We start from the raw sequence: 22907 nt of genomic DNA, 5'->3' as shown, positions 1-22907 counted from the left end.
CTCAGTACCTGCGCCAGGGCGACGCGGTCGGTCGATACACCTGGCGGTAACGGATGTGCCGCAGGTAGACCTTGCGCATCAAAGGATCGGCCTTGCCCATCATCCGCAACAGGCCGATGACGACAATCCACATCGCGAAACCGAACACGGCAGAGACAGGCGTCAGGACGACGAAGATGAGGATGACGGCCGCCAGCCCCGTCACGAGGACGAGCTCACGATCGGCACCGAACAGCATGTTGGGTCGCGATAAAGCGCGGTGGAGCCGGACACGCTGGAGGCGACTACCGACCTCAGCCATCGATCTGGTCCAGAACAAAAAGTGAACGACTATTTGTTATGTCGCCGATCGACGCGCCGCTTGAGCCAAACAGGGCAACAATTTGGGTAGCGCCGAGCAGGATCCCGGCGACCAGCACCACATAGACGAGGCGTCGGGCAAAATCGTTTAGCTCGCCCCCAAAGATCAGCATGCCGCCGGCGATCGCAACGGCCGCCAACGCGATCGCAGCGGCGACGGGGCCGGTGATAGATTCCTGGATTTGTTGCAGAGGCCCTTCCCAGGGCAGGCCCCCACCCCCGCTGGCCAGTGCCGGCTGCGCGCACAGGGACGCAAGAACGACTGCGCCAGCTGCAAGCCGCAAAACTCTAGGCGACATTGAGCCGCTCCTTGTTCGATGAATGACTTTCGATCTGGTAGGCGCCATTCCGAAATCCCTCGATGTGCAGGATGTCGGAAACGCGCCGTCCATTCGGCGTGCGCTCAATTGCAACGATGAGGTCAACCGCCTCGCCGATGACCTCGCGCATCGGCATCTGGCTGACCTCAGCCACCAGCTGTTCCAGGCGCGTCAGCGCCGAACGAGCACCATTGGCGTGAATGGTGGCGATCCCACCTGGGTGCCCAGTGTTCCAGGCCTTGAGCAGCGTCAGCGCTGCACCGTCGCGAACTTCGCCGACAATGATGCGATCAGGACGCAAACGCATGGTGGACTTCAGGAGCCGTGCCATGTCCGCGGCATCGGATATGTGGAGGAGTACCGCGTTCTGTGCCGAACACTGGATTTCCGCGGTGTCCTCCAGGATCACCACACGATGCTCAGGCGCGGCATTCACCACCTCGGTGATGATCGCGTTGGCCAGGGTAGTCTTGCCGCTGCCTGTGCCGCCGGCGATAACAATATTCATGCGGGCTTCCACGGCATTGCAGATAACTTCGGCCTGCTCCGCGGTCATGATCGCTTCGCGGACGTAGGCAGCCAGTGGGATCAGCATCGACGCCCGCTTACGGATCGAGAACGATGGCTCGGCGACGATCGGAGGCAACAACCCTTCGAAGCGATGTCCGCCAATCGGCAGCTCACCTGAAATAATGGGGCGATCCTGGTCAGCTTCGGTCTGCAGCGCGTGGGCGACGATGCCGATGATGGTTTCCGCCGACTGCGCGTCCAGATCACCCGCGAGAGTAATCCCCTGCCCTATCCGTTCGATGAACAGCTTGCCGTCCGGATTGAGCATGATCTCGACCACCCCAGGCTCGTCCAGGGCGTTGCGAATGATCGGCCCTAGGGCATCCTGAAGCTTTCGGACAAGGCGATCTGCTGATGAGTGAGTATGGCCCATGGAGAACTACACCGCTCGGTTGAGTTTGGTAAAAGTGGACCTGTATTGGCTGGGTCGTACGCGCTGAACACTCTGGGCATCCACGTCCACAATACCTGCCAGGGCAATCGTGTTTCCGATACGTGAGGTCTCACCCAAGCGGCGCAACGGCAGCCCGACCCGGCGCAAAATACGCTCCAGCCGCACATCGGTGACCGTCACGATCTCGGAATAACCACCGAGGTCAGCCCATTCGAGGATGCCGGCTATCAAAGTCATAGTGGCAAGGTGAATGCCATCAGCGAACAAGCGTGCCGTCGAGGTGTCAACGCAGAACCGCGAGGTTTCCAGCATTCTCGAATGCGGCACATAAGCGCCGCAAGATGCCAGATATGCGAAGGTCTTCGACAGCATCGTTGGACCTGTCGCCGGCAAAACCCGCGTGTGGCCGACTACTACTCCCCGATCTACGACGAGGATGCTGGTTGGGTTGAGTGCATCGAACTGATAGAATTCCTGCCCATCGCTAACGGTTACACCCATCCCATGCACTCCTTGAAGACGCGAGCGCGGAGACGGTGCATTTGATCGACCAGCAAAGGGTTACTAGAGCAGTCGTGTGGGCCAATAGCGATGACTTCCATCGTCCTGCCTTGCGTTGAGTGCATGTTCGCAAAGCACCACAGCACGCGGCCCGCTGCACCCTATCAAATCCGATAGGCGACAGGGTGGCTGCCTATGGATACCTTGCATGCAGCGGACGCCCGGTTCGATCATCCTGTCGCGAGTTCCCATCACGTTGGTGGCGGCTCTGTGGCGTAGCACTTGGGAGAAGCACACCGAGGCAACGTGAATTAGAGAGTTGGCGCGCTGCCGAGTCGATCTGCCAAACGGGCAAGTGAGTGGCTAGATATTCATCCCAGACAGCATAGGCACTCACTTTGAGCGGGAAGCCTGTACTCGTCACCACAATTTTCCGGCCAGGTCCATACCCACTTTAACCCATTGAATCAAAAGAGATATGATGTTGATTAAGTAGGGTAGACATGGTGTCGCGCTGCAGCGTTAAGGGTCACTTAACCTAAAATTCCTTGCCACTCAGGAGGAATCGAACATACTGGCGCTAGATTGCAGAAATCACTCCAGTTAGCGCCATTTTCTCTTACTACGGAAACGCGATGCTCTCGCTGCCACCCTTCCAGTTCGATGACAAGATTCTCGCCCAGGGCGCCGAGATCTCGCGCAAGCTGGATCAGCTGCGTATGGAAAAGTTTCCGCCCAACGCGCAGAAGACCCTTCGTATGTTCGGTATGGCCGAAGTCGCGCACTATCTCGGTGTCAGCCCTAACAACCTGAAGCGGCTACATCTCGAAGGCAAGGGGCCGGTCCCCCAGATCGGCGGCGGCGGCCGGCGTTTTTACACGGCCGAACAAATGATCGAACTTAGGCACTATCTGGACAAGAACGGCCGGTCGGACGCGAAGAATTATGTCCCCGGGCGCAAGCTTGGCGAGAAGCTGCAGGTTATCGCCGTGGTCAACTTTAAAGGCGGTTCCGGTAAGACAACGACTGCGACCCACCTCGCCCAGCATCTGGCTTTGACAGGTCATCGCGTCCTTGCCGTCGATCTAGATCCACAGGCGTCGTTGTCAGCTCTCCACGGGTTTCAGCCCGAACTGGACAAAAATTTGTCGCTCTATGACTCCATTCGTTACGAAAATCCACGCCCCTTGTCCGAAGTCATCCGGCCTACGAATTTCCCTTTACTCGACATAATCCCGGCCAACCTTGAACTTCAGGAATATGAATACGAGACTCCCTTGGCTATGCAGACATCGCTAGAGGGCAAGCGGTTCTTTACCCGTTTAGGCAAAGCGCTTGACAGTGTCGATGACCGGTTTGACGTCGTGGTCGTCGATTGCCCACCACAGCTTGGCTACCTGACACTTACGGCGCTCAGTGCTGCCACCTCAGTTCTGATAACGGTCCACCCCCAAATGCTGGATCTGATGTCGATGAGCCAGTTTCTTTTGATGCTGGGAAACATCGCCAAAACCATTAAGAAGGCCGGCGCTGACTTCCATCTCGACTGGCTGCGCTACCTGATCACTCGCTATGAGCCGATGGATGTCCCCCAGGCTCAGATGCTTGGGTTTATGCAGTCAATGCTAGCTGAGGACATCCTCAAGCACCCAATGCTCAAATCGACTGCCATCTCGGATGCCGGCCTAACCAAGCAATCTCTTTATGAGGTCGAACGCGTCAACTTCAACCGCGATACCTATGACCGCGCCATTGAGAGCCTTGATGCCGTAAATTTTGAGATTCAAGGCCTGGTTCATCGGGCATGGGGCCGAGCATGAAGTTGACGGCCGTAAAAATCGACAAAAACGTGAGTCAAATCAATCGCCTAGTACGTTTGGGCAGGTGTTAGATGGCGCGGAAAAATCCATTTGCCAATTTGCTGAGTCACGAGGAGCCGGCGTCGGAAAACCGCGCTGCTCTGGATTATGCGACCAAGGGCGCCACGCGCTCCCTGTTGAACTCAATCGACGAAATGGCCGCGCAAGCGGATCAGCTCCTCGAAGGCGAGACGATTGTCGAACTCGATCCCGCGCTCATTGAGGATTCTTTTGCGAAGGACCGCTTCGCGATCGGCGACGATGACTACAAGGACGAATTCCAGCGTGTTTTAGAAGCGGTACGCGAGCGCGGCCAAGATTCACCCGTGCTCGTCAGACCCCATCCAAGCCACGCCGGACGCTATATGCTCGTCTTTGGCCACTTGCGGCGGCGAGCGGCCGCGGAACTTGGGCGCAAAGTCCGAGCGGTCATCAAGCAGATGACGGACCGCGATCACGTCATCGCCCAAGGCCAGGAAAACAACGGTCGGGCCAATACGTCCTTTATCGAGAAGGCTGTCTTCGCGGCAGAAATTGTCAACCGCCGCTTCGACGATGATCAGTCCACTGTGATGGCTGCGCTGGGAGCGGACAAGTCGACGCTCTCCAAAATGCTCGCCGTTGCCGGATTGCCGGCGCCGCTGCTTAAGGCGATTGGACGTGCCAAACGCATCGGTAGAGATCGATGGTACGACCTGAAGCTTGTTTTAGATAAGCCTAGCAACCTCGAGGAGGCGCTGAGTTTCGTAGAAACCGCTGGCATTGCTGGCCTGGCGAGCGACGACAGGTTCGACGCTTTGGTCACACACCTCAAAACCAGAAAAGCGGGCGTACGGCCAAGGTCCAGTCCCGTAAAGGCCAATTGGGCGCCGGCCGATGGTCGTCTGGCAGCCGAAGCAATTTCGGATGGAAAGAAGTTCACCCTCGCCCTTAGGGCCAGGGGACCTGACGCGAGAGCGTTTGGAGACTACCTGACGGAGCACCTCGACAAGCTTTACGAGGAGTTCCGTCAGTTAAACGACAACCAAACTGACGGAGAGTAGCGCGCAAAAGAAAAAGGCCCCCGAAAACCGAATTCCGGAAGCCCCTCTCGTAGTGTGGTAACGCGAGAATCGCACTTCCAGAAATTGCAGTCAAGGCCTCCATGGGCCTGTACCGCTTTGGCGGCCGAAATTTTTTTGCCTTACGCAAGGTGAAAGACAATGCAGACGCATACCGCAACGACGCCCTTTGGGCGGCGACCGATGTCACTTGGCATGATTGCAAGTCAGGTGGCGGCCCAGAGTGCAGCTCCCGATGCGACCGTGCACAAGTGGCACGTGTTCAGGGATATCAAGGAGGCCAGGCTCGCGCTGGGGGCCTCCGATCGCGCTCTGGCCATCCTGGACGCGCTCTTGTCCTTCCATCCCGAAACAGCCCTTTATGGTGACAGCGCCCTGATCGTCTGGCCATCCAATGAAATGCTCACCGGGCGCGCCAATGGCATGTCGCCGGCAACGTTGCGGCGTCACCTCGCCAACTTGGTTGAGTGCGGCTTGATTGTCCGCCGGGATAGCCCCAATGGCAAGCGCTACGCGCGCAAGGGGCAGGGGGGTGAGGTCGAGCAAGCCTATGGCTTCGATCTCTCACCGATCGTCGCCCGTGCCAACGAGTTCAAAGAGCTCGCTGAAGCAATGCGCGCCGAGAAGAAGGCGTACAAGCTCGTTAAGGAGCGGTTAACCATCTGCCGCCGTGACATCGTCAAGATGATAGAGGCTGGTATCGAAGAGGGCGTTCCCGGCAACTGGGGCGGTGTGCATCTTGAGTACCAGGCTATTGTCGGCCGTCTGCCCCGGACAGCACCACGCCAGGTTCTCGAAGCCATAGCTACAGAACTCGACGATCTTTGGACGCAGATCCGTGACGTGTTGGAATCCTTCGTAAAATCACAGAATCTGAACGCCAATGAGTCTCAAACTAAGCGCCACATACAGAATTCAAATACCGAATCTAAAAATGAATCTGAACGTGGCTTAGGAACAAAAAAAGAAAAGAGCGGCAGCCCCGGGGAATCTGACAACCTGCGGAGCTTGCCGAAGCGCGAGCTCCCTCTGGGTATTGTGCTCGATGCCTGTCCGAACCTGCTGTGGTTGGTGAAAGGTGGCGGCGGCATTCGTAATTGGCGAGATTTCCTAACCGCGGCGGATCTGGCCCGTCCGGTGTTGGGGATCAGCCCCAGCGCTTGGGAAGACGCACGGGTGGCATTGGGTGAACAGCAGGCTGCAATCACCATCGCCGCGATCTACCAGAAGTCTGATCATATCAAGTCGCCAGGGGGCTACCTGCGAAATCTGACAGAGCGGGCCAAGGAAGGGAAATTCTCGACCTGGCCAATGATCATGGCGCTGTTGCGGGCCAAACTCGACGCGGCCAAGGCAGCGGGGGCGGGTGTTACGGAGGCCGAAGGCGAACTGGGCGCTGCCCAACGGCTCGATCGCACCCAGAAGCGGCTCGAGGTCAGCGATAATTTGAGGAAGAGTATCAATAAGTGGGATCGCGAAACCTAGTGCAGTGGATATCTGGATGACGCCGCGGCTTGAAATGAGCGTGGTTTGAGCGCATATTGCGCGAAACGTGCTCAAAAATGGATTGGAGTGCTTCATGCAGCCCCAGGGTCTCGAGATCGGTGCAGTTCGGTTTGGCGATGGCGGCTCGCCCTTCCTGTCGGCGCCGCGGTTGTCCGAACAGCTCGGCGTGACGCAATCCGAACTTGCCAAGCTGATCGGCATTGCCCGGAATACGCTCACCGCCAAAACCGCCACCCGGAAGGTGGACGCGGCGCTAAGCCCGATCGTGCGTATCCTGGCTATGGCAGCAGAGATGGCTGGCGACGAAAATCGTGCGGTAATCTGGTTTAAGCACCAACCAATTCCTGGCTGGGCGGGCAAGACGGCTTACGATCTGGTGGGAGACGGCAAGGCAGATCGGGTCTTGGCCTATCTGGAGGCTGTGCGCTCGGGCGTCTATGCCTGAGTTTACAGACCCTAAGCCGATCATTTTGTGGCGAGCCTACGTTCCTCGCTGGTCACATCTACCGCTAGCGGGGGAGGGCGCCGCTCGTTTTGGAGGCCGTTGGAATCCGATCGGCGTCCCCACGATTTACGCAGCGCGAGAATTGTCGACCGCCTGGGCAGAATACAACCAAGGGTTCGTGCAGCATCCAGCATTGATCGCGCAACTCGAGCTGACCGGCGCCCGCCTTGTCGACATGACCGATCCCGTAGTTCTCGACGAATGGGGCTTCGACCAGGACATTCATAAGACGGAGTGGCGGTCGGAATTGGACAAGGGGGCTGTCGCTGCCACGCATGCCGCATATCAAATGCTTTTTGACGCGAAGGTCGATGGGGTCATCTATCCCTCTTTTATGTCTCCAGGGGGAAGCTGTGTCGCACTCTGGCGCTGGAACCAGTCGGATGGTCCGGTTCTAAAGGTTGTCGACCCTGACGGCCGGCTTCCAACAACCTCGGCGTCTTGGCGAAACCCATAATTTCGGCGAGGCTGGTAGGGGGCTTCGGAAACTCTCGCCGCCGGGCTGGTCTTCGGCCCAATGTAGGGCTGAATGGGGGTGGGTAGTGGACAGGCGGCTTTCTGCAAGGCGATGAAGAAAGCAGACATCGTTTGTGTGCTCGGCTTGAAGCAGGCTCGATTGCCCGCATGGAGGAAGTTGTCGCTGCCACCTCGGTTGGAGAGGTTGATCGTTGATACGGGAATACCTGATCGATCATGTGTGCAGGTGACGAAGCTGTTACAACATCAGCAGGCGCAGGGATCATCCTGCCATCTTCTGACAGCATGCCCTGAAAGTGTAGAGTTGATCCGCATTGGAGTAACATCGCTTTGACAGCTCTTGCCGATTACCGCCGGTACTCTGGCCTCAATTCGATCATCCAGAAAAATGCATTGGTCGAGATGATCCAGGACGATGATCTTCTCATGGCCATAGTTATGGGCGTTTCAGAACTCGGCTTACCAGAGGGGCTTCTTTGCTCGGGTGCAATTTATAACACCGCCTGGAATGTACTGACGGGACGCCCCAGACACTCCGGCATTAAAGACGCGGACGTCGTCTATTTCGATCCCTCGGACTTGAGCTACGAAGCCGAGGATGCCGTTATCAGACAGGTCCAAGCGCATTTTTCAGACCTGCCAATTCCGGTTGAGGTCCGCAATCAGGCACGCGTGCACCTGTGGTTCCCGGAAAAATTTGGCATAGCCTACCCAAAACTTCAGAGTAGCGCCGAGCTGATGCTTTACTTCGCCACCAAAACACACGCTGTGGCTGCCAGTCTGGAAGGTGACGAACTGAAAATCATTGCTCCATTCGGTCTTGATGATCTGTTTTCGTTTCGACTGACGCCTAACACAGCCCTGGCAAACCGAGAAACCCACGAGAACAAGGCAAAAAGGGCCATGTCGGTTTGGCCGGAACTGACTTTCGTTCCTTGGCCTGACTGAGCTGGGCTTTCAGTACGCTCTCGGTTTGCTCGTCGCCCCTGACGGCCCTGGCCCAGCCAATACCCTCCTGCCGCTCATGACTGCTTTTCAGAGACACGCTCAGCTTAAACGAACGGCAAAAATGGGGTCGGTTGCGGAATGGCAGGTACGGGTGGAAGGATCGCCCGATCATGAGCGGGTTCGGGGCGCGGACCCATTCTGTCCCTGCACTACAGACGATTACGCCGCCACTATCTCGTCCGACGAGAACCAGAGCTCGGGATAAATCGCCACAACCGATGCATCGGGCGCCCGGTCGGCCTTGCGCCACAGGGAACGGATTGATCGGGCTTCTAGGCGATCGGGCACTTTCTCGCAGCCATCGGGGCTGGAGGCGCCGACGCAGGGAATGAAGAATGCAGCACCAAAGGGCCGCAATGCAATTCCCTGATCGGTGCGAGTCGCCAGTACGGCCATGGCCACCTCTTCGCTCGGCCGCCAGGGGAATATCATGCGACCGCCGACCTTCAAGGCAGCAAGCCAGCTGGTTGGTGGGGCGACCACGCCGGCATTGACATAGATGATGTCGGACAGCGGGATGGCCTCCACCGTCGCGTCACCGCTAATCACCGTTACGCCTTCGAACGGTTGGAGATAGTCCACGGCCGCTGCGGCAAGGCCTTTTCGATCTCATAGCCGATCAGGGTACCGCCCGGCGCGGTCATAAACGACAGCAGGGCCGAGTAATAGCCGGTCCCGATGCCGATGTGGCATATCGCATCGCCAGGCTGCGGATCGACAGCTGCGATCCATGCTGCATGCAACTGCGGCTCCCCATTGTTGATCCGCTTCTCGAGGTCGAGAGCTACCAGCACGTTCTGATAGAGATGGATCGGATCGGCGGAGGGCGTCTCGACATAGCGTCTGCCGGGCGCAGAGAAGATGTGCCAGGGTCCCGGAGGTAGGAACGCCTCGCGCGGTATGCTCTCAAACGCGCGTTCCAGCCTGGGGTTGGATGCCGCCACGCCGGCTGCGAGTAAACGTGCATAGAAGGATCTGGCCTCAGCGTGTCTGACACTTGTCTTCGTCATTGGCTGATCCTTGGTAGGGCAGGGGGATCATAGGCCGGCTGCCTTCGTGAGATTGACCCTAAATTGGTCGCGCCGGCGTCGATAGCGCCGGGTGACTCGCTGGGCCTCTGGATCCTCCCGCCTTATTGATGGTCCTGTCATTACAATTATGTTAGCGTGTATTGACGATAAGAGGACTACCGACGATGAACTTGCAAATTCGCGATCCACGTGCGCATCAGCTTGCACGGCAGTTAGCCGAGAAGCGCCATCTCTCCCTGACCGAGGCGGTGATCGAGGCACTCGAGGCGCAACTACAAAGGGAAACTGCCGGAACACCGCTCGCCGAGCGCCTGGCTGATATCGCTCATCAGCTCAAGGCAAAGGCAAAAACTGGTGGCCATGACCTGACCAAGAACGAGATCGATGAAATGTGGGGCCACTCCTGATGTTCGTCGACACCTCCGTGGTTGTCGCCATTCTTTCGGCTGAGGAAGACGCTTCTGCATGGGCGGATCGCCTTGAGCATGCGCCAAGTCGCGTGACCAGTGCCCTGGTTATACTGGAAGCGGCGATGCGTCTCTCGACCAAGCTAGCTGTCGCGCCTATGGTGGTCGAGGCCACAATTGGCGACTTTCTGCGGGAAGCAAAAATCGAGATCATTGCTATCGATGCCGAAGATGGTCGAGTGGCGGTGCAAGCCTTCTCGGATTATGGAAAGGGCAGGGGGCACCCCGCGCAGCTCAATTTGGCTGATTGTCTATCCTATGCATGTGCCAAGAACCGCAAGGTTCCGCTACTCTACAAGGGAAACGACTTCGCGCAGACCGACCTGGCGTAAGTTGCCCGCGAGGCTTAAAGCCCCGCGGCCTTCGTAAGATTGACCCTAAACCGATCGCGTCGACGTTGATAGCGCCGGGTCATTTCGGCCGAGACGTGGCCGAGTTGCTTCTGAACGTAGCGTTCGTCGACTTCGGCCGAGGAGGCGAGGCCCGCCCGCAGCGAATGGCCGGCGAACAACGGCGCCCGCGCTTCCTCCGAAAGATCGCCCCGCCCGCCGGCCGCCAGGGCGGCCGTCTTGACCAGGCGGGCGACCTGCTTGTCGTTGAGCCGATCGGGGCCGACCGTCTTGCCTTGTCCGATTACCCGCCGAAACAAGGGGCCATGACCGATCCGCGCCAATTTGAGCCAGGTCTCGAGCGCCACGACGGGGCAGGTGGTATCCGCAGAGCCGCGGCCGATCTCAACCTCACGCCAGCCGGTCTTGCCGCGCAAGGTCAGCAGCAGGCCCTTGTCGAGGATTTGAATCCAACCGCGGCCATCCTCGGTTTGATCCTCGCCAACGTCGAGACCGACGATTTCTGAGCGTCGCAGGCCGCCGGCAAACCCAAGCAGCAGCATGGCGCGATCCCGGATGCCGCGTAGGCTGCCGCGGTCAAAGGTTTCCAGCATGGCCAACAGGTCTTCCGGCAGAAGAGCTTCCTTTTGCCGGGGCGGTTTGGCGTGGGTGTTGCGAATGCCGGCCATGACCGTGGCGATATGGCGGTCCTTGCGGTCCAGTGACTGTCCGAGCTGCGTGTAATTCCAGGAGAGGGACGAGAGTCGGCGCTCGATGGTGCTGACGGCGTTTTTTTGACGCCCGCCGGCCTCTCCCGAGGCGCAGGCGGTGATGTAAAGGCCAACAATCTGCGGATCGGGTGGCAGAACATCAAGACCCTGACGGCGACACCAGCCTGAAAAGTGTTTCCAATCCGAGGCATAGGCCAGCCGGGTGTTGGCCGAACTGGCCGCCTCGACATAGTCCCGGGCGCGATCGGCGAGGCCGCGCAAATGGGCCAGATCGCCGGCCGGAACCGACACGGCGGAATTGCCGACGGGTGCCGCCGCTGCAGCAGGTGGCAGGGGGGCGTTGCCGGCATCGTTTTCAGCGATTTCGTCGGGATTTTGGGTCACTTCCTCTATAATGACTATAACGTCCGATAATGCAAGATTATCGGTCATTATTAATTGCCGACAGGTGAGGCGGATATTTGGCAATCTAGTGGCATTAAGCGCCGTCACATGCTAGCTTGCGGAGATGAAATTGCGCGCTGATTTGCTGCTTGTCGATCCGCCGCCGGTACCAAAAGTACCGGTGTGGGCGCGACCACGTGGTCTGGTTTTGCATGATGCCGACGCGGCTTACGCGGCCGGCGCGGCGTTGAATTCGCTGGACAATCTGGTGCGCCAGAACCCTCCTTGGGCCGGCGCCTGGCGGCAGCGGCTGGCGTTGCGGAACGCGGCGGTGGCGGCAAATTTAACCGGGCGGCGCGAGGACGAATCCGCACTCCGTGACACCCATTATTTACGCGGCGCCGGCGACGATCCTGGTCCGTCCGGTCACCTGCTAATGGCCTGGCGCCGATTGGCCAACCGCACGACCGGCTGCGATGCGGAAACCGTACGCCCGGTCGCTGAGCAACATTTTGGCCTGCAGTGGGATGACGATCTTGCTGAGGTCGTCGTCAATGCCGAAGACATGGTGGTGTCGTCGCGGCCGGCGCCAGTGCTGGCGGCCGAGATTGCCGCCGCCGTTTATCGAGCCCGGCCCGATGCCGAGTTGTTGGGCTTCTGGCTCGCCGACATGCTGCTCGCACAGAAGTTCAGGTGGCCCATTCCGGTGCCGCTGCTGATGGGGCAGGTGGCCTCGCCGGTCTTCAAGTCGGGCGAAAACCGCAGGCGCATCCGGCCGGGAGGAGAAGGCTGGGGCAGGGCGGTGTTCTTGGCCTATGCGACCGGGGCGGCAGAGGCCTGTGATCTCGGCGCTGAGTTGGCCCAGCGGGCGGCAACACTGACTGCAGTGGCGCCGAAGTTGCGCGCCAAGGGTTCTGGCGACGTCATCAAACTGCTGCTGTCCGATGACGCGGTGCCGGGGTCCTGGTCTAGTGCAAAACTGTCGGCGCGCGGGGCTAGGCGGCTGTTCGATCGGCTGGGTGAGTTGGACGCAGTGCGCGAGCTCAGCGGCCGGCCGACGTTCCGGCTCTACGGCCTGTGAGGGCAAAACAGATGGGCAGGCGCAAACGGACAGCTGCTGAACCACCAATCTTCGATGCCGAGTTGGCCCACATGCCGGCCGACCTGCGCTGGCGCGAGTGGATGAACCGCATCGAAGCCGTGCTGTTCGCGGCGCCAAGGCCGGTGCAACGGGAGGTCCTGGCGCGAGTGATTGGGCGCGACGCCAGTATCGACTTGCTGATCGATGACATCCGTGAAGCGCTGCGCGGCAAGCCCTATGACGTGGTCAGTATTGCTGGGGGCTGGGCGTTTCGCACGCGAACTGCCTATGCCGATGCGATTGCCACTGCTGCTGCGGTGCCGGACCGTGCGGTCGATCTGACCCAGAACGAGGCTATGGTGCTGGTGTCGATCGCCTACCATCAGCCGGTGACGCGGGCGGGGGTGTCGGAAATCCTGGGGCGCGAGGTTTCGCGCGACGTCATTGGGGCGTTGCGCGACAAGAACATGATCACTGCGGGGCCGCGCAGTCCGACGGCCGGGGCGCCGTTCACCTACGTGACGACCAAGGAATTCTTGGAACAGTTCGGGCTCGATACCTTGCGGGATTTGCCGGGGCTGGACGAGCTCGATGATGCGGGGCTTCTCGCGACCTCTCCTCAATTTCCGGAGGCTGGGACTTTGCCCGCTAGCTTTCAGGAGAACGAGCGGGATGCAGACTAAACATTGCACTTCCGGAAATTGCGCAGGATTTTCCTCGTATGGTCGCCAAATTGGACTAGAAAAGGGATGCTGAGTATATGTCGTGGAGCGCTATCTCGAGAACCTCCGGTTCGCCGCCATAATGTTCAGCGTTGCAGCGGTAAGTTATCTTCAAAGGCGTCCGCTGATCGGGAACCCCACCTATCTTCGTTCCCTGGCCTTTAACGTCGCTCACGTCCAACAACAGCATGCATATGAAGCGCGTTTCTCCCGGGTGAATGACCAGCTCGGGTATATGAGAGATTGTCCGCGTGCCGCTGTAGTGGCTCATGAAAACGTTCTCGCCAAGTCCATCCCATCCGACGTTGTAAGGCCCAACACCGACGATCTGCAGGGAGGCATGTCGGGCCGTTGCCTTGCCTACGTTGGTCAGCGCGAGGTGGATCCTGGCTTCGTTGCGGTTCTCATGGGGGCGGCTGATCCCCTTGGTCAGTTCATGGCCCAGGCGCAGTGTCGGTGCGGCTGAGCTGCGGATGGCGTCCACAACCTCGTAATGTTCCATGATGTAGTTCGACGCGCCCGCGCGCTTGTAATACTTCGCGTCCGCCTGCGATCTGTGGGGGCGTTGGTCCGAAGCTGGCACCTCCACAACCAGGTAGCCGGACCCCAGATGCTCAACTGACGGGATCGCATAAACCCGAATTCCGCTTTGCCGCGACTGAAGTAAATCGCCAACAGCCTGAGTCAGCGTGGTTTGGGCTTTGCCAAGATTGGCGACAGGCATTAGCTCCCCAGCGCAATCGACTCCCTCCGGATTTTTCCTTGCGTCGACACCCAAAACGAGAATGCCGCCAACAGCGTTCGCAAAAGCCGAGAGGGCTGCACCCAAAGTCACCTTGTTGGGATTATCGAGATTGCCGTCCTTGAACATAGTGCCGCGCTTGAAATCGAGCGTGAGCGTCTCCTGAACCTCATCAGCGATCATCTGCTTCAGGAAGGCCTCGCCTCCATCCAGCATCATCCGGATATCCATTTTTGCCCCCCGTTTTGGGTTTTTCCAGGAGTAGGTGCTGGGCTTAGTCCGCATCATCATCATCAAGAGCGCCCGGTTCTTCACCATGTTCCAAGCGCCGCTGGGCGATCCTGGCGCGCGCGCTTCGCCTACGCTCATCAGGGCCGCACGGGCATCGTCGAAGTTCTGATACATCCACGCGTCGAACTTGACGACGAGGTAGCGATCTTGGTTTTTTGCCAATTCCCCTTCGACGAGCTTGAGGGTGGTGGACTTGCCCATACCCCAGCCGCCAAAAACACCAATTGACAGGGGTAGCAGGCCCTTGTCGGCCACGAGGTCAGCGATCATCTCCGCGACTTCCGAATAGTTCAGGAAGTCCACATCGGTGTCGGAATCAGCCCACATAAGTAATTTCCCCTCAAGGCAACGTATATCCGGCGACTCGAGTTCATCCGTCAATGGATTACCTAGTAATCCACCGTTCAGGGAGCGGTGCTGTTTTCCGATCTTCCTCCAACCACCATTTGCGTGTGGATATCGAGCGGGGATGCGAAGCAGAAATAGGTCGCAGTGATCTGCTTGCATGCACCACCACGTGTCACGGACCACGCGACCGAGAGGCTGCTAGGGGGATTGACGGAACGTTGCCCTGTCCATCGATGATGCCTCCGTCGATTGAGCGGACTGTCGGAAGGGCAGTAATGGGGCGCGAAGCGGTCGTCAGCGGATTCGCATAATATGCGTTCTGGAACGCTGGGCTCGGGGTGCTGCCTCAAAGCGGGCGGTAGTTGGCTAGGCGCCCACCTACGGTCAGGGAACTGCCGTTTTGTTCACGACGCCGGGGTCGTCGCAGATTGGATCAGTGCTCTTCGTTCTGCGGGGTGAGTCAGTGGGTTGCCGCACCAAGCCGCGGTGAGCCCGGTCTGGTGCATCTCTAGCATCTACCCGGTGGCTTCGGATGCCTCGGACGGCATGAACGTTGTCCTCCATAGGGGCCTTGACATCATGAATGTTCGGGCTTCCGGCGAGCGGCCGCTTCCGAAAGACCATGCTACTTGCTACCGTTCTTGAAGTGATCATATGATGACACATTGATCCGGGCCTGTCAGGAAGCCAAGAATGAGCAAAAAAGCTGGAGCGCAAAGGGGCAAGCCGCTTCGGGCCGTCGTTGTCGAGACGCTGCAGCGGCAAATCGAGGAGGGCGACTATGCGCCGGGTGACCAGCTTCCGACCGAGCCCGTGCTGGTCAGCAAATTCGGCTATAGCCGAACCGTTATTCGGGAAGCAATCGCGGCGCTGCGAGCCGACGGGCTGGTAGAATCCCGGCAGGGCGTTGGCGTCTTCGTGCTGGGTCCGCGAATGCCTGCGGATGGGCTGGAACTCTTCAGTCTCGCAACCGACAAGATTTCCGACATCATCGAGGAACTGGAGTTGCGGATCGGTATCGAAGTTGAGGCGTCAGGATTGGCCGCCCTGCGCAGCTCGCCCGCCCAGGAAGCTGAAATCCAGTTCACTGTCGACAATTTCCGGCAACTGGTCGAGGCTTGCAGCGCTACGGACCAAGCGGATTTCGAGTTTCACATGGCTATCGCCCGGGCCACCAATAATACAAGATTCGTCACCTTTCTGGCCCATATCGGCAAGCGCATCATCCCGCGTGTCAAGTTCCGCACCGTGATGGGCGGCATCGATCCCCTGCCAAGCCGCGACGCGATCATGCTTCAGGAGCATGCCGAAGTGGCGGACGCCATCTCGATGCGAGACGCCGACAAGGCGCGCGAGGCCATGCGGCGCCACCTCCAGGGCGGCATCAAGCGCTATCGTGCTCTGACGCGGCGGAGTCATCAGCCTGGCCCTTGACGGTCATCTTATGACATCATATGACTATCTGCATTAAACATATGATGAGTGGTCTGATGTCTCCTGAAGAAGTCAAGGTAGCGCTGTCGTCCGGGCTGCTGTCTTTTCCCGTCACCCATTTCGACGCCGAACTGCGCTTCAATGCCGCCAGCTACCAGAAGCATGTTGGCTGGCTCTCGGGCTTCGAGGCCACGGTTCTGTTTGCCGCCGGTGGTACCGGCGAATTTTCCGCGTTGACGCCGGAAGAAGTCGGACGGGTGACCAAGGCCGCCAAGGAAGCCTCTGGCGCCGTGCCTATCGTGGCCGGCTGTGGCTATGGCACCGAGATCGCCAAGGACATTGCCAAGCGCGTGGAGGCTGCTGGTGCAGATGGCCTACTGTTGCTGCCGCACTATCTTTCCGAGGGTCCACAGGAGGGCCTCTACGCCCATATCAAGGCGGTCTGTCAATCTACCGGCCTCGGCGTGGTGGTCTATAACCGGGCCAATTCGGTGGTGAATGCCGAGACGCTGGCACGGCTCGCTGATGCCTGCCCTAACCTGATCGGCTTCAAGGATGGGACGGGCCAGATCTCACTTGTGCGCGAGATCTCGGCAAAGCTGGGCGACCGGCTTTGCTACATCGGCGGCATGCCGACCCATGAACTGTTCGCGGAAGCCTTCAACGCTGCCAAGGTCACCACCTACTCTTCGGCCGTTTTCAACTTCGTTCCGGCATTGGCCCAGCGCTTCTACAAGGCGCTCCGCGCCAATGATGTGCCCACGATGGAACAGATCCTCACAGAGTTTTTCTATCCGTTTGCGGCCATACGCGACCGCAAGGCTGGCTATCCGGTCTCCATCATCAAGGCGGGCGTCGAGCTGATCGGCTACACGCCGGGCCCGGTACGGCCGCCCTTGACCGACCTGACCGTGGAAGAGCGCGCCATGCTGGCAGCGCTGATCGAAAAAGTGGCCTGATCAAGCATCGCGTCGGCTGTGCCAGGAGGTGGGCGCGGCCGGGCACCAAACACGCGCCGGCCCTGAAAAGCCGACGGCATCATCGACCATAACGGGAGGAAATCGATGTCTTACAAACGCATGCTACCGGCGCTCGCCGCCGTTCTGAGCCTGTCCAGCGCCCTGCCGGTGCTGGCGCAACAGGCCGATGGTGAGATCACCATCGTGCTGCCCGAACAACCCAGCAATCTTGAGCCATGTGGTTCGATCTTGACCGATGTGGGCCAGGTGCTAAACCAGAACATCACCGAAACGCTGACGGTGGTGGACCCGACCGACGGCTCGGTCGATCCCAAGCTTGCTACGGAATGGAGTCAGACCGACGAGCTGACCTGGCGCTTCAAGCTTCGTGACGGCGTGACGTTTCAGGACGGCATGCCTTTCAATGCCGAAGCCGTCAAATTCTCCCTCGACCGTATGACCAGCAAGGCCTTCACCTGCAACAACCTCGCCAAATTTGGCGACGACACGCTCACCGTCACCCCGGTCGACGACCTGACGGTCGACATCATCAGCACTAAACCCCAGCCGATCATGCCAACGCTGATCAGCGTCGCCATGATCGTGGCTCCTAGCACCTCGACGACCGAGGCGACCAATGCGCCGATCGGCACCGGTCCCTATACACTTGGCGAGTATGGCCAGGAACGCATCGTGCTCAATCGCAGTGACAGCTATTGGGGTCAGGCCCCTGCGGTAGCCAAGGCGACCTATGTGTGGCGGGGCGAATCCTCGCTGCGCGCGGCAATGGTGCAGACCGGCGAAGCCGATCTCACGCCCACCATTGCCCTGCAGGACGCAACCGATCCCGCCATGGATTTCGCCTATCTGAACTCGGAGACCACCTCGGTTCGCATCGATCTCGATTATCCGCCGCTCGATGACCTGCGAGTCCGCAAGGCGCTGAACCTGGCCATCGACTGGGAGGGGCTCAAGACCCTGTTTGGCGAGGAATCCCTGCGCGCTTCGCAGATGGTGGTGCCCGGCATCAACGGCCACAATGACGCCGTCGCCGCCTGGACTTACGATCCTGACCAGGCCACGGCCCTCCTGGAAGAAGCGCGCGCTGCCGGCGTTGCGGTCGATACTGAAATTAACCTGGTCGGCCGCAACGGCATCTATCCCAATGGCGCCGAGGCGATGGAAGCGATGATGGCGATGTGGCAGGAGGCCGGCTTCAACATCAAGCTGACCATGCTCGATGTCGCCGACTGGACGCGCTACCTGCAAAAGCCTTTCCCCGAAGCGCGTGGCCCAACCCTGGTGCAGATCCAGCACGACAACAACAAGGGCGACGCCGCTTTCACCATCCCGATCTTTTATCATTCGAACGGCAGCTACGCGACCTTGGCCGACCCGGCGCTCGATGGCGAGATTGATGCCGCGCTGGCGGCAGTGCAGGATAAGCGCACCGCGGGCTTTCAGGCGATCTTCAGCAAGGTGCATGATGAACTGGCCGCCGATATTCCGATGTTCCACATGATCGGCTTTACCCGCGTCGGACCGCGCATCGACTGGAAGCCGTCGCTGGCGACCAATAGCGAAATCCCGCTGGCCGGCATCGCCTTCAAGTAGCATGACAAGATTGTCAGATCGTGGCGGGTCCGTCCCCCGCCGCGATCTTGCGCCGTACCGGAATTGGAGGATCGGCCCATGTTAGGTTTCATCGTCCGGCGTGCCATGCAAAGCGCGGTGGCCATTATCGGCCTGCTGGTTCTCGTATTCGTATTGACCCGGCTAACCGGCGATCCGGCAGCGCTGTTCCTGCCGCTCGATTCCAGTCTCGAAGCCCGCCAGGAATTCAATCGACTCAACGGCTTCGACCGGCCGATCTACCTGCAGTTCCTTACCTATCTGGGCGATCTGGCCCGGTTCGAATTCGGCATGTCGCTGCGCCAGAACCGGCCGGCAATGGAGGTCGCGTTACAGGCCTTTCCGCACACGTTGCAACTGGCCGTCATTGCCATCTCGCTGGCCACATTTTTCGCCGTAGTGGTTGGGTCGATTGCCGCGGCCCGGCCCGGCGGGCTGTTCGACCGCGTCGCCAGCCTTGTTTCGCTGGCCGGTGCCAGTGCCCCCGATTTCTGGGTCGCCATCGTTGGCGTAATGATCTTTGCGGTGGGCCTCGACCTGTTGCCGACATCGGGCACGGGCGGCCCGCTCTATTGGATCATGCCCATCGGCGTGCTGGTCCTACGCCCCTTCGGCCTCTTGGTGCAGGTGGTCCGCGGCACCATGATCGGCGTCCTGTCGACCCCCTATGTCAAGACGGCCCGCGCCAAGGGCGTGAGCCCTACTGTCATCATCTTCAAGCATGGCCTGCGCAATGCGGTCCTGCCCGTCATCACCGTTGCCGGTGACCTGGCGGCGAGCCTGGTGAATGGCGCGGTGGTGGTCGAGACCATCTTTGGCTGGCCCGGCATCGGCAAACTGATGATCGATGCCATTATCCAGCGCGATTTCGCCGTGGTGCAATCGACGATCCTTGTCACCGCCTGCGCCATCTTCATCCTGAACATAGCCATCGACCTGGCCTATGCCTTGCTCGATCCGCGCATCCGGCGGCAAACGACATGAGCGAGATCATTATTACCGCGGCGCCGCCTGCGCCGCGCTTCGCCGGCCTGCGCACCACGTGGCGCTATCTGGTTCGGGACAAATTTGCGCTGGTCGCCGTCGGGTTCCTGGTTCTCCTTGTTCTGGCGGCCATCTTCGGCCCGATGCTCATCGGCGAGTTGGCGACCCGACCCGGCCTGCGCCAACGCAACCTGGCGCCATTCTCGTTTGCGCACGATTGGACCTATTTCCTGGGGGCCGACACTCTGGGCCGCTCGATCATCGCCCGCTTACTGGTGGGGGCGCAGAATACGCTGGGCATCGCCTTCGCCGCGGTCGTGGTGGCGACACTGGTAGGGGGCACCCTGGGCCTGATCGCCGGCTACACGCAGCGCTTGTATGGCGCGGCTATCCTGCGGCTGGCCGATATCATCATGAGCTTCCCCTCGCTGTTGCTGGCCCTGATCGTGCTCTACCTGCTAGGCCCCAGCGTCACCAATCTTGTCTTCGTGCTGGCCTTCACCCGCATCCCGATCTATCTGCGCACCACGCGGGCCGAGGTGATGGAATTGCGCCAGCGCATGTTCGTACAAGCGGCCAAGTCGATGGGCGCTGGCCATTTGCGCATCGTCCTGCGCCACATCGCGCCGCTGACCATTCCGACCCTGGTGACCATCGCCGCAATAGACTTTGCCGCGGTGATCCTGGCGGAATCTGCGCTGAGCTTTCTCGGTCTCGGCATCCAGCCGCCCGAATTTACTTGGGGTGCCATGGTGGCAACCGGGCGGGGCTATCTGCAATCGGCCTGGTGGATTTCCTTCTGGCCGGGGCTGCTGATCATGCTGACCACGCTGTCGCTCAATATCGTCGCCAGCTGGGCGCGTACCGCTGCCGATCCGCAGCAGCGCTGGCGCCTGCAGAAACTCCAGAGGTCGCCCCGGTGAACCCCAGTCCCATTCTTTCGGTCGAAGGCCTCACAGTCGATTTCCTGTCGGACGCCGCCCCGCTGCGCGCCGTCGACAATGTCAGCTTTGCCGTGGCGCCGGGCGAAACGCTCTGCATCCTGGGCGAGAGCGGGTCCGGCAAGTCTGTCAGTTCATCGACAATTCTCGACATTCTCGATTGCCCTCCAGCCGAGATCGTCGCCGGACGCATCGTGTTCGAAGGGCGGGACATGGGCACGTTGGGGCCGGCGGAACGGCGCGATATCAACGGCCGCCGCATCGCCATGATCTTCCAGGACCCCCTGGCCCATCTCAACCCGGTCTATACCGTGGGTTGGCAGATCTGCGAGGTGTTCGAGACCCATGGCGTGTGCCGGGGCGAGGAGGCCCGCCGTCGCGCCGTGGAATTGCTGGGTCATGTCGGGATTGCTGAACCCGCAAGCCGGATGGATCAATATCCGCACGAGTTCTCGGGCGGGCAGCGGCAGCGCATCATGATCGCCATGGCCATTGCGCTGAAGCCGAGCCTATTGATCGCCGACGAACCGACCACCGCACTCGATGTCAGCGTACAGGCGCAAATCCTCGATCTGCTGCGCGATTTGCAACGCGAGTTCGGCATGGCGCTGATCTTGATTACGCATGATCTTGAGGTCGCCGCTTCGATGGCCGACCGAATTGTGGTGATGAAAGCCGGCAAGATCGTCGAGCAGGGGCCGGCGCGCGAGGTGTTTACTGCCCCGCAGCACGATTACACGCGCAAGTTGATGAGCGCGCTCCCGGCTGAACCGGCGGCGGGCGCCGACCGACGGTCCAAGTCGGAGCGGGGCGAGACGCTGCTCGTGGTCAAGGGGCTGACCAAAACCTATGAGCTACCCAAGTCCATGTTTGGCAAGGCACGGTCGCTGCTGGCCGTCGAGGATGTCAGTTTCTCAGTCTCTCAGGGCGAGACCCTGGGCATCGTTGGCGAATCCGGTTCGGGTAAATCCACCGTCGCGCGCATGCTGCTGCGGCTTAATGAGCCGACTGCCGGACAGGCGTTTTATCGCGGGCAGGACATTTTCGCGCTGGATCCGAGCGAGATGCTGGCACTGCGCCGCAAGGTGCAGATGGTGTTTCAGGATCCTTATGGCTCAATGAACCCGCGCATGGACGTATTTACAATTATCTCGGAACCCTGGCTGATCCACAAGGATATCCTGCCCAAGGCGCAATGGCGCGCGCGGGTGGCCGAACTGCTCGAACTGGTAGGGCTGCAGCCGGACTGTATGGGGCGGCACATTCACCAGTTTTCCGGTGGTCAGCGGCAACGCATCGCCATTGCTCGGGCGTTGGCCAGCGACCCTGAACTCCTCGTCTGCGACGAGGCAGTCTCGGCGCTCGATGTCTCCATTCAAGCCCAGGTCATCGACCTGCTGGCAGACCTGCGCAATCGCCTGGGCCTGTCTTATATCTTCATCACGCACGACCTCCCGATCGTCCGGCATTTTGCCGATCGTATTATCGTTATGCGAAATGGTCGGATCGTCGAGTCTGCTCCAACTGAATCGCTGTTTGGCAGTCCTAAGGCGGAATACACGCGTATGCTTCTCGCTGCGGTGCCCCAGCCAAAATGGTCGCGCTGATCGGCGAGAGATATCCACTAAAGCCCAATAAACGGCATCCTATCGCGGCGAAATAGAAAATTGCATCGGCGTTCGCGGGCGGGAACCGTCCAGCAAAACCATCAACCACGTTTGTAACTCCGCGCCGTCATGTGGCTCTGACTCACTCCGATGATATTTGGTGGCGAGGTGGTGCTATTTTCGCAGAAGAACCAGCGCCATGGCGATGAATATGCGGATTTCGTTCTTGATCCCGGCTGGACTGGTCGTCGCGAGCATAACCGAGACAGAAGCGGAGATCGTAGTCCTGGCGCGGGCGGCGGAGCCTGAGGGGCTTTGCCCGTTGTGCGGCATTCGCTCAAGACGCATTCATAGCCGCTATCTCCGAACCGTTTCCGACCTGCCTTGTGCTGGCCGTCGGGTTAAACTTCGCCTTATGGCCCAGCGTTTCGTTTGCAATGCGCCATTCTGCCGGCGGAAGATCTTTGCCGAGCGCTTTGTCCGTCGTCAGATCATTTGGCTCAGCTTGGGTCGTCGATTAGCGGAGTGTCAGCCTCGTCTTTGGGTTGATGTTATGCGGCGAGCTTGCGGTGCTGCAAGCGCCGATGCTCGATGGTCTTTCGTTTGTTCCTTTCGCGTTGTTTGATGATGGCTGCGGCCCTGCCGAAGTAGGCGTCGGCTGGC

The 22907-nt window shown here is 59.7% G+C and carries 24 protein-coding genes and 1 pseudogene; 17 read left to right on the top strand and 8 right to left on the bottom strand.

The window, feature by feature from the left end; genetic code table 11:
- Window position 1: 1 nt before the first annotated feature.
- Genes WH91_RS14760 through WH91_RS14745 form a run of 4 tightly spaced genes read right to left on the bottom strand, consistent with a single transcriptional unit; the run spans window position 2 to window position 2145 of the window.
- The gene (locus WH91_RS14760; protein ID WP_046171777.1) at window positions 2–301 is read right to left on the bottom strand and encodes a conjugal transfer protein TrbD; all 300 of its coding nucleotides are present in this window, start codon (window positions 299–301) and stop codon (window positions 2–4) included.
- A complete protein-coding gene (locus WH91_RS14755; protein WP_046171776.1) occupies window positions 294–659 on the bottom strand; it encodes a TrbC/VirB2 family protein in 366 nt (121 codons plus the stop codon). Before WH91_RS14755 ends, WH91_RS14760 begins: the two co-directional genes overlap by 8 nt.
- Complete coding sequence (gene trbB, locus WH91_RS14750; protein ID WP_046171775.1) at window positions 649–1623, bottom strand: P-type conjugative transfer ATPase TrbB; 975 nt, start codon at window positions 1621–1623, stop codon at window positions 649–651. Before trbB ends, WH91_RS14755 begins: the two co-directional genes overlap by 11 nt.
- A 6-nt stretch (window positions 1624–1629) precedes the next feature.
- Window positions 1630–2145 carry an acyl-homoserine-lactone synthase gene (locus WH91_RS14745; protein ID WP_342028122.1) on the bottom strand — a complete coding sequence of 172 codons (516 nt, stop codon included), beginning with the start codon at window positions 2143–2145 and terminating at the stop codon, window positions 1630–1632.
- A 635-nt stretch (window positions 2146–2780) separates the two neighbouring features.
- Between WH91_RS14745 and repA the strand changes: the two genes are divergently transcribed.
- From repA to WH91_RS14715, 6 genes are all read left to right on the top strand, one after another.
- A complete protein-coding gene (gene repA / locus WH91_RS14740; RefSeq protein ID WP_046171774.1) occupies window positions 2781–3965 on the top strand; it encodes a plasmid partitioning protein RepA in 1185 nt (394 codons plus the stop codon).
- A gap of 71 nt (window positions 3966–4036) precedes the next feature.
- Window positions 4037–5047: a plasmid partitioning protein RepB gene (gene repB / locus WH91_RS14735; protein WP_046171773.1), complete on the top strand. Its 1011-nt coding sequence runs from the start codon at window positions 4037–4039 to the stop codon at window positions 5045–5047.
- 159 nt (window positions 5048–5206) lie between these two features.
- A complete protein-coding gene (repC, locus tag WH91_RS14730) occupies window positions 5207–6550 on the top strand; it encodes a plasmid replication protein RepC (RefSeq protein WP_046171772.1) in 1344 nt (447 codons plus the stop codon).
- A 94-nt stretch (window positions 6551–6644) separates the two neighbouring features.
- Window positions 6645–7016: an antitoxin Xre/MbcA/ParS toxin-binding domain-containing protein gene (locus WH91_RS14725; RefSeq protein WP_046171771.1), complete on the top strand. Its 372-nt coding sequence runs from the start codon at window positions 6645–6647 to the stop codon at window positions 7014–7016.
- Window positions 7009–7533, top strand: coding sequence for an RES family NAD+ phosphorylase (locus WH91_RS14720; protein WP_046171770.1), 525 nt, complete (start codon window positions 7009–7011; stop codon window positions 7531–7533). The genes WH91_RS14725 and WH91_RS14720 overlap by 8 nt, the downstream gene beginning before the upstream one ends.
- 350 nt (window positions 7534–7883) lie before the next feature.
- A complete protein-coding gene (locus tag WH91_RS14715; RefSeq protein ID WP_244542419.1) occupies window positions 7884–8501 on the top strand; it encodes a nucleotidyltransferase family protein in 618 nt (205 codons plus the stop codon).
- A gap of 219 nt (window positions 8502–8720) precedes the next feature.
- Here the strand turns inward: WH91_RS14715 and WH91_RS25950 are convergent, their stop codons facing one another.
- A complete protein-coding gene (locus tag WH91_RS25950) occupies window positions 8721–9143 on the bottom strand; it encodes a hypothetical protein (RefSeq protein ID WP_342028123.1) in 423 nt (140 codons plus the stop codon).
- Window positions 9113–9571: a hypothetical protein gene (locus WH91_RS25945; protein ID WP_342028124.1), complete on the bottom strand. Its 459-nt coding sequence runs from the start codon at window positions 9569–9571 to the stop codon at window positions 9113–9115. Before WH91_RS25945 ends, WH91_RS25950 begins: the two co-directional genes overlap by 31 nt.
- Before the next feature lie 185 nt (window positions 9572–9756).
- On the opposite strand from WH91_RS25945, the gene WH91_RS14705 reads away from it, so the two are divergent.
- Together WH91_RS14705 and WH91_RS14700 are read left to right on the top strand one after the other, a co-directional pair.
- Window positions 9757–9999 (top strand): type II toxin-antitoxin system VapB family antitoxin, encoded by a 243-nt coding sequence (locus WH91_RS14705; protein ID WP_046171769.1) that lies wholly within the window; start codon window positions 9757–9759, stop codon window positions 9997–9999.
- Window positions 9999–10391 (top strand): type II toxin-antitoxin system VapC family toxin, encoded by a 393-nt coding sequence (locus WH91_RS14700; RefSeq protein WP_046171768.1) that lies wholly within the window; start codon window positions 9999–10001, stop codon window positions 10389–10391. Before WH91_RS14705 ends, WH91_RS14700 begins: the two co-directional genes overlap by 1 nt.
- A gap of 14 nt (window positions 10392–10405) precedes the next feature.
- Here WH91_RS14700 and WH91_RS14695 read toward each other — a convergent pair whose 3' ends face one another.
- Window positions 10406–11551 carry a tyrosine-type recombinase/integrase gene (locus WH91_RS14695; RefSeq protein ID WP_082102191.1) on the bottom strand — a complete coding sequence of 382 codons (1146 nt, stop codon included), beginning with the start codon at window positions 11549–11551 and terminating at the stop codon, window positions 10406–10408.
- Between the two features lie 76 nt (window positions 11552–11627).
- On the opposite strand from WH91_RS14695, the gene WH91_RS14690 reads away from it, so the two are divergent.
- Both WH91_RS14690 and scpB read left to right on the top strand, forming a co-directional pair.
- Window positions 11628–12584, top strand: coding sequence for a DUF1403 family protein (locus tag WH91_RS14690; protein ID WP_046171766.1), 957 nt, complete (start codon window positions 11628–11630; stop codon window positions 12582–12584).
- Between the two features lie 11 nt (window positions 12585–12595).
- Entirely contained in the window at window positions 12596–13267 is a 672-nt protein-coding gene (scpB, locus tag WH91_RS14685; RefSeq protein WP_046171765.1) for an SMC-Scp complex subunit ScpB, read from the top strand.
- 55 nt (window positions 13268–13322) lie between these two features.
- Here the strand turns inward: scpB and WH91_RS24705 are convergent, their stop codons facing one another.
- Window positions 13323–14666: an ATP-binding protein gene (locus WH91_RS24705; RefSeq protein ID WP_046171764.1), complete on the bottom strand. Its 1344-nt coding sequence runs from the start codon at window positions 14664–14666 to the stop codon at window positions 13323–13325.
- Window positions 14667–15380: 714 nt separating this feature from the next.
- Here WH91_RS24705 and WH91_RS14675 point away from each other — a divergent pair.
- The 7 genes and pseudogenes from WH91_RS14675 to WH91_RS26165 all read left to right on the top strand — a co-directional run.
- A complete protein-coding gene (locus tag WH91_RS14675) occupies window positions 15381–16121 on the top strand; it encodes a FadR/GntR family transcriptional regulator (RefSeq protein WP_046171763.1) in 741 nt (246 codons plus the stop codon).
- 56 nt (window positions 16122–16177) lie between these two features.
- Entirely contained in the window at window positions 16178–17080 is a 903-nt protein-coding gene (gene kdgD / locus WH91_RS14670; protein WP_046171762.1) for a 5-dehydro-4-deoxyglucarate dehydratase, read from the top strand.
- Between the two features lie 120 nt (window positions 17081–17200).
- On the top strand, window positions 17201–18694 hold the full coding sequence (locus WH91_RS14665; protein ID WP_199533531.1) for an ABC transporter substrate-binding protein: 1494 nt from the start codon (window positions 17201–17203) through the stop codon (window positions 18692–18694).
- Between the two features lie 78 nt (window positions 18695–18772).
- Window positions 18773–19696: an ABC transporter permease gene (locus tag WH91_RS14660; protein ID WP_046171761.1), complete on the top strand. Its 924-nt coding sequence runs from the start codon at window positions 18773–18775 to the stop codon at window positions 19694–19696.
- The gene (locus WH91_RS25520) at window positions 19693–20619 is read left to right on the top strand and encodes an ABC transporter permease (protein ID WP_046171760.1); all 927 of its coding nucleotides are present in this window, start codon (window positions 19693–19695) and stop codon (window positions 20617–20619) included. The genes WH91_RS14660 and WH91_RS25520 overlap by 4 nt, the downstream gene beginning before the upstream one ends.
- Window positions 20616–22244: an ABC transporter ATP-binding protein gene (locus tag WH91_RS25515; protein WP_046171759.1), complete on the top strand. Its 1629-nt coding sequence runs from the start codon at window positions 20616–20618 to the stop codon at window positions 22242–22244. Before WH91_RS25520 ends, WH91_RS25515 begins: the two co-directional genes overlap by 4 nt.
- 199 nt (window positions 22245–22443) lie before the next feature.
- Window positions 22444–22674, top strand: a pseudogene (locus WH91_RS26165) (transposase family protein); the annotation flags it as partial.
- Window positions 22675–22907: the final 233 nt, after the last annotated feature.

Origin of the sequence: Devosia psychrophila (genome assembly GCF_000971275.1) — a bacterium.
GTDB classification, from domain to species: domain Bacteria; phylum Pseudomonadota; class Alphaproteobacteria; order Rhizobiales; family Devosiaceae; genus Devosia; species Devosia psychrophila.
The sequence above is the reverse complement of the archived record's forward strand: the minus strand, read 5'-3'. Positions and strand labels throughout refer to the sequence as shown.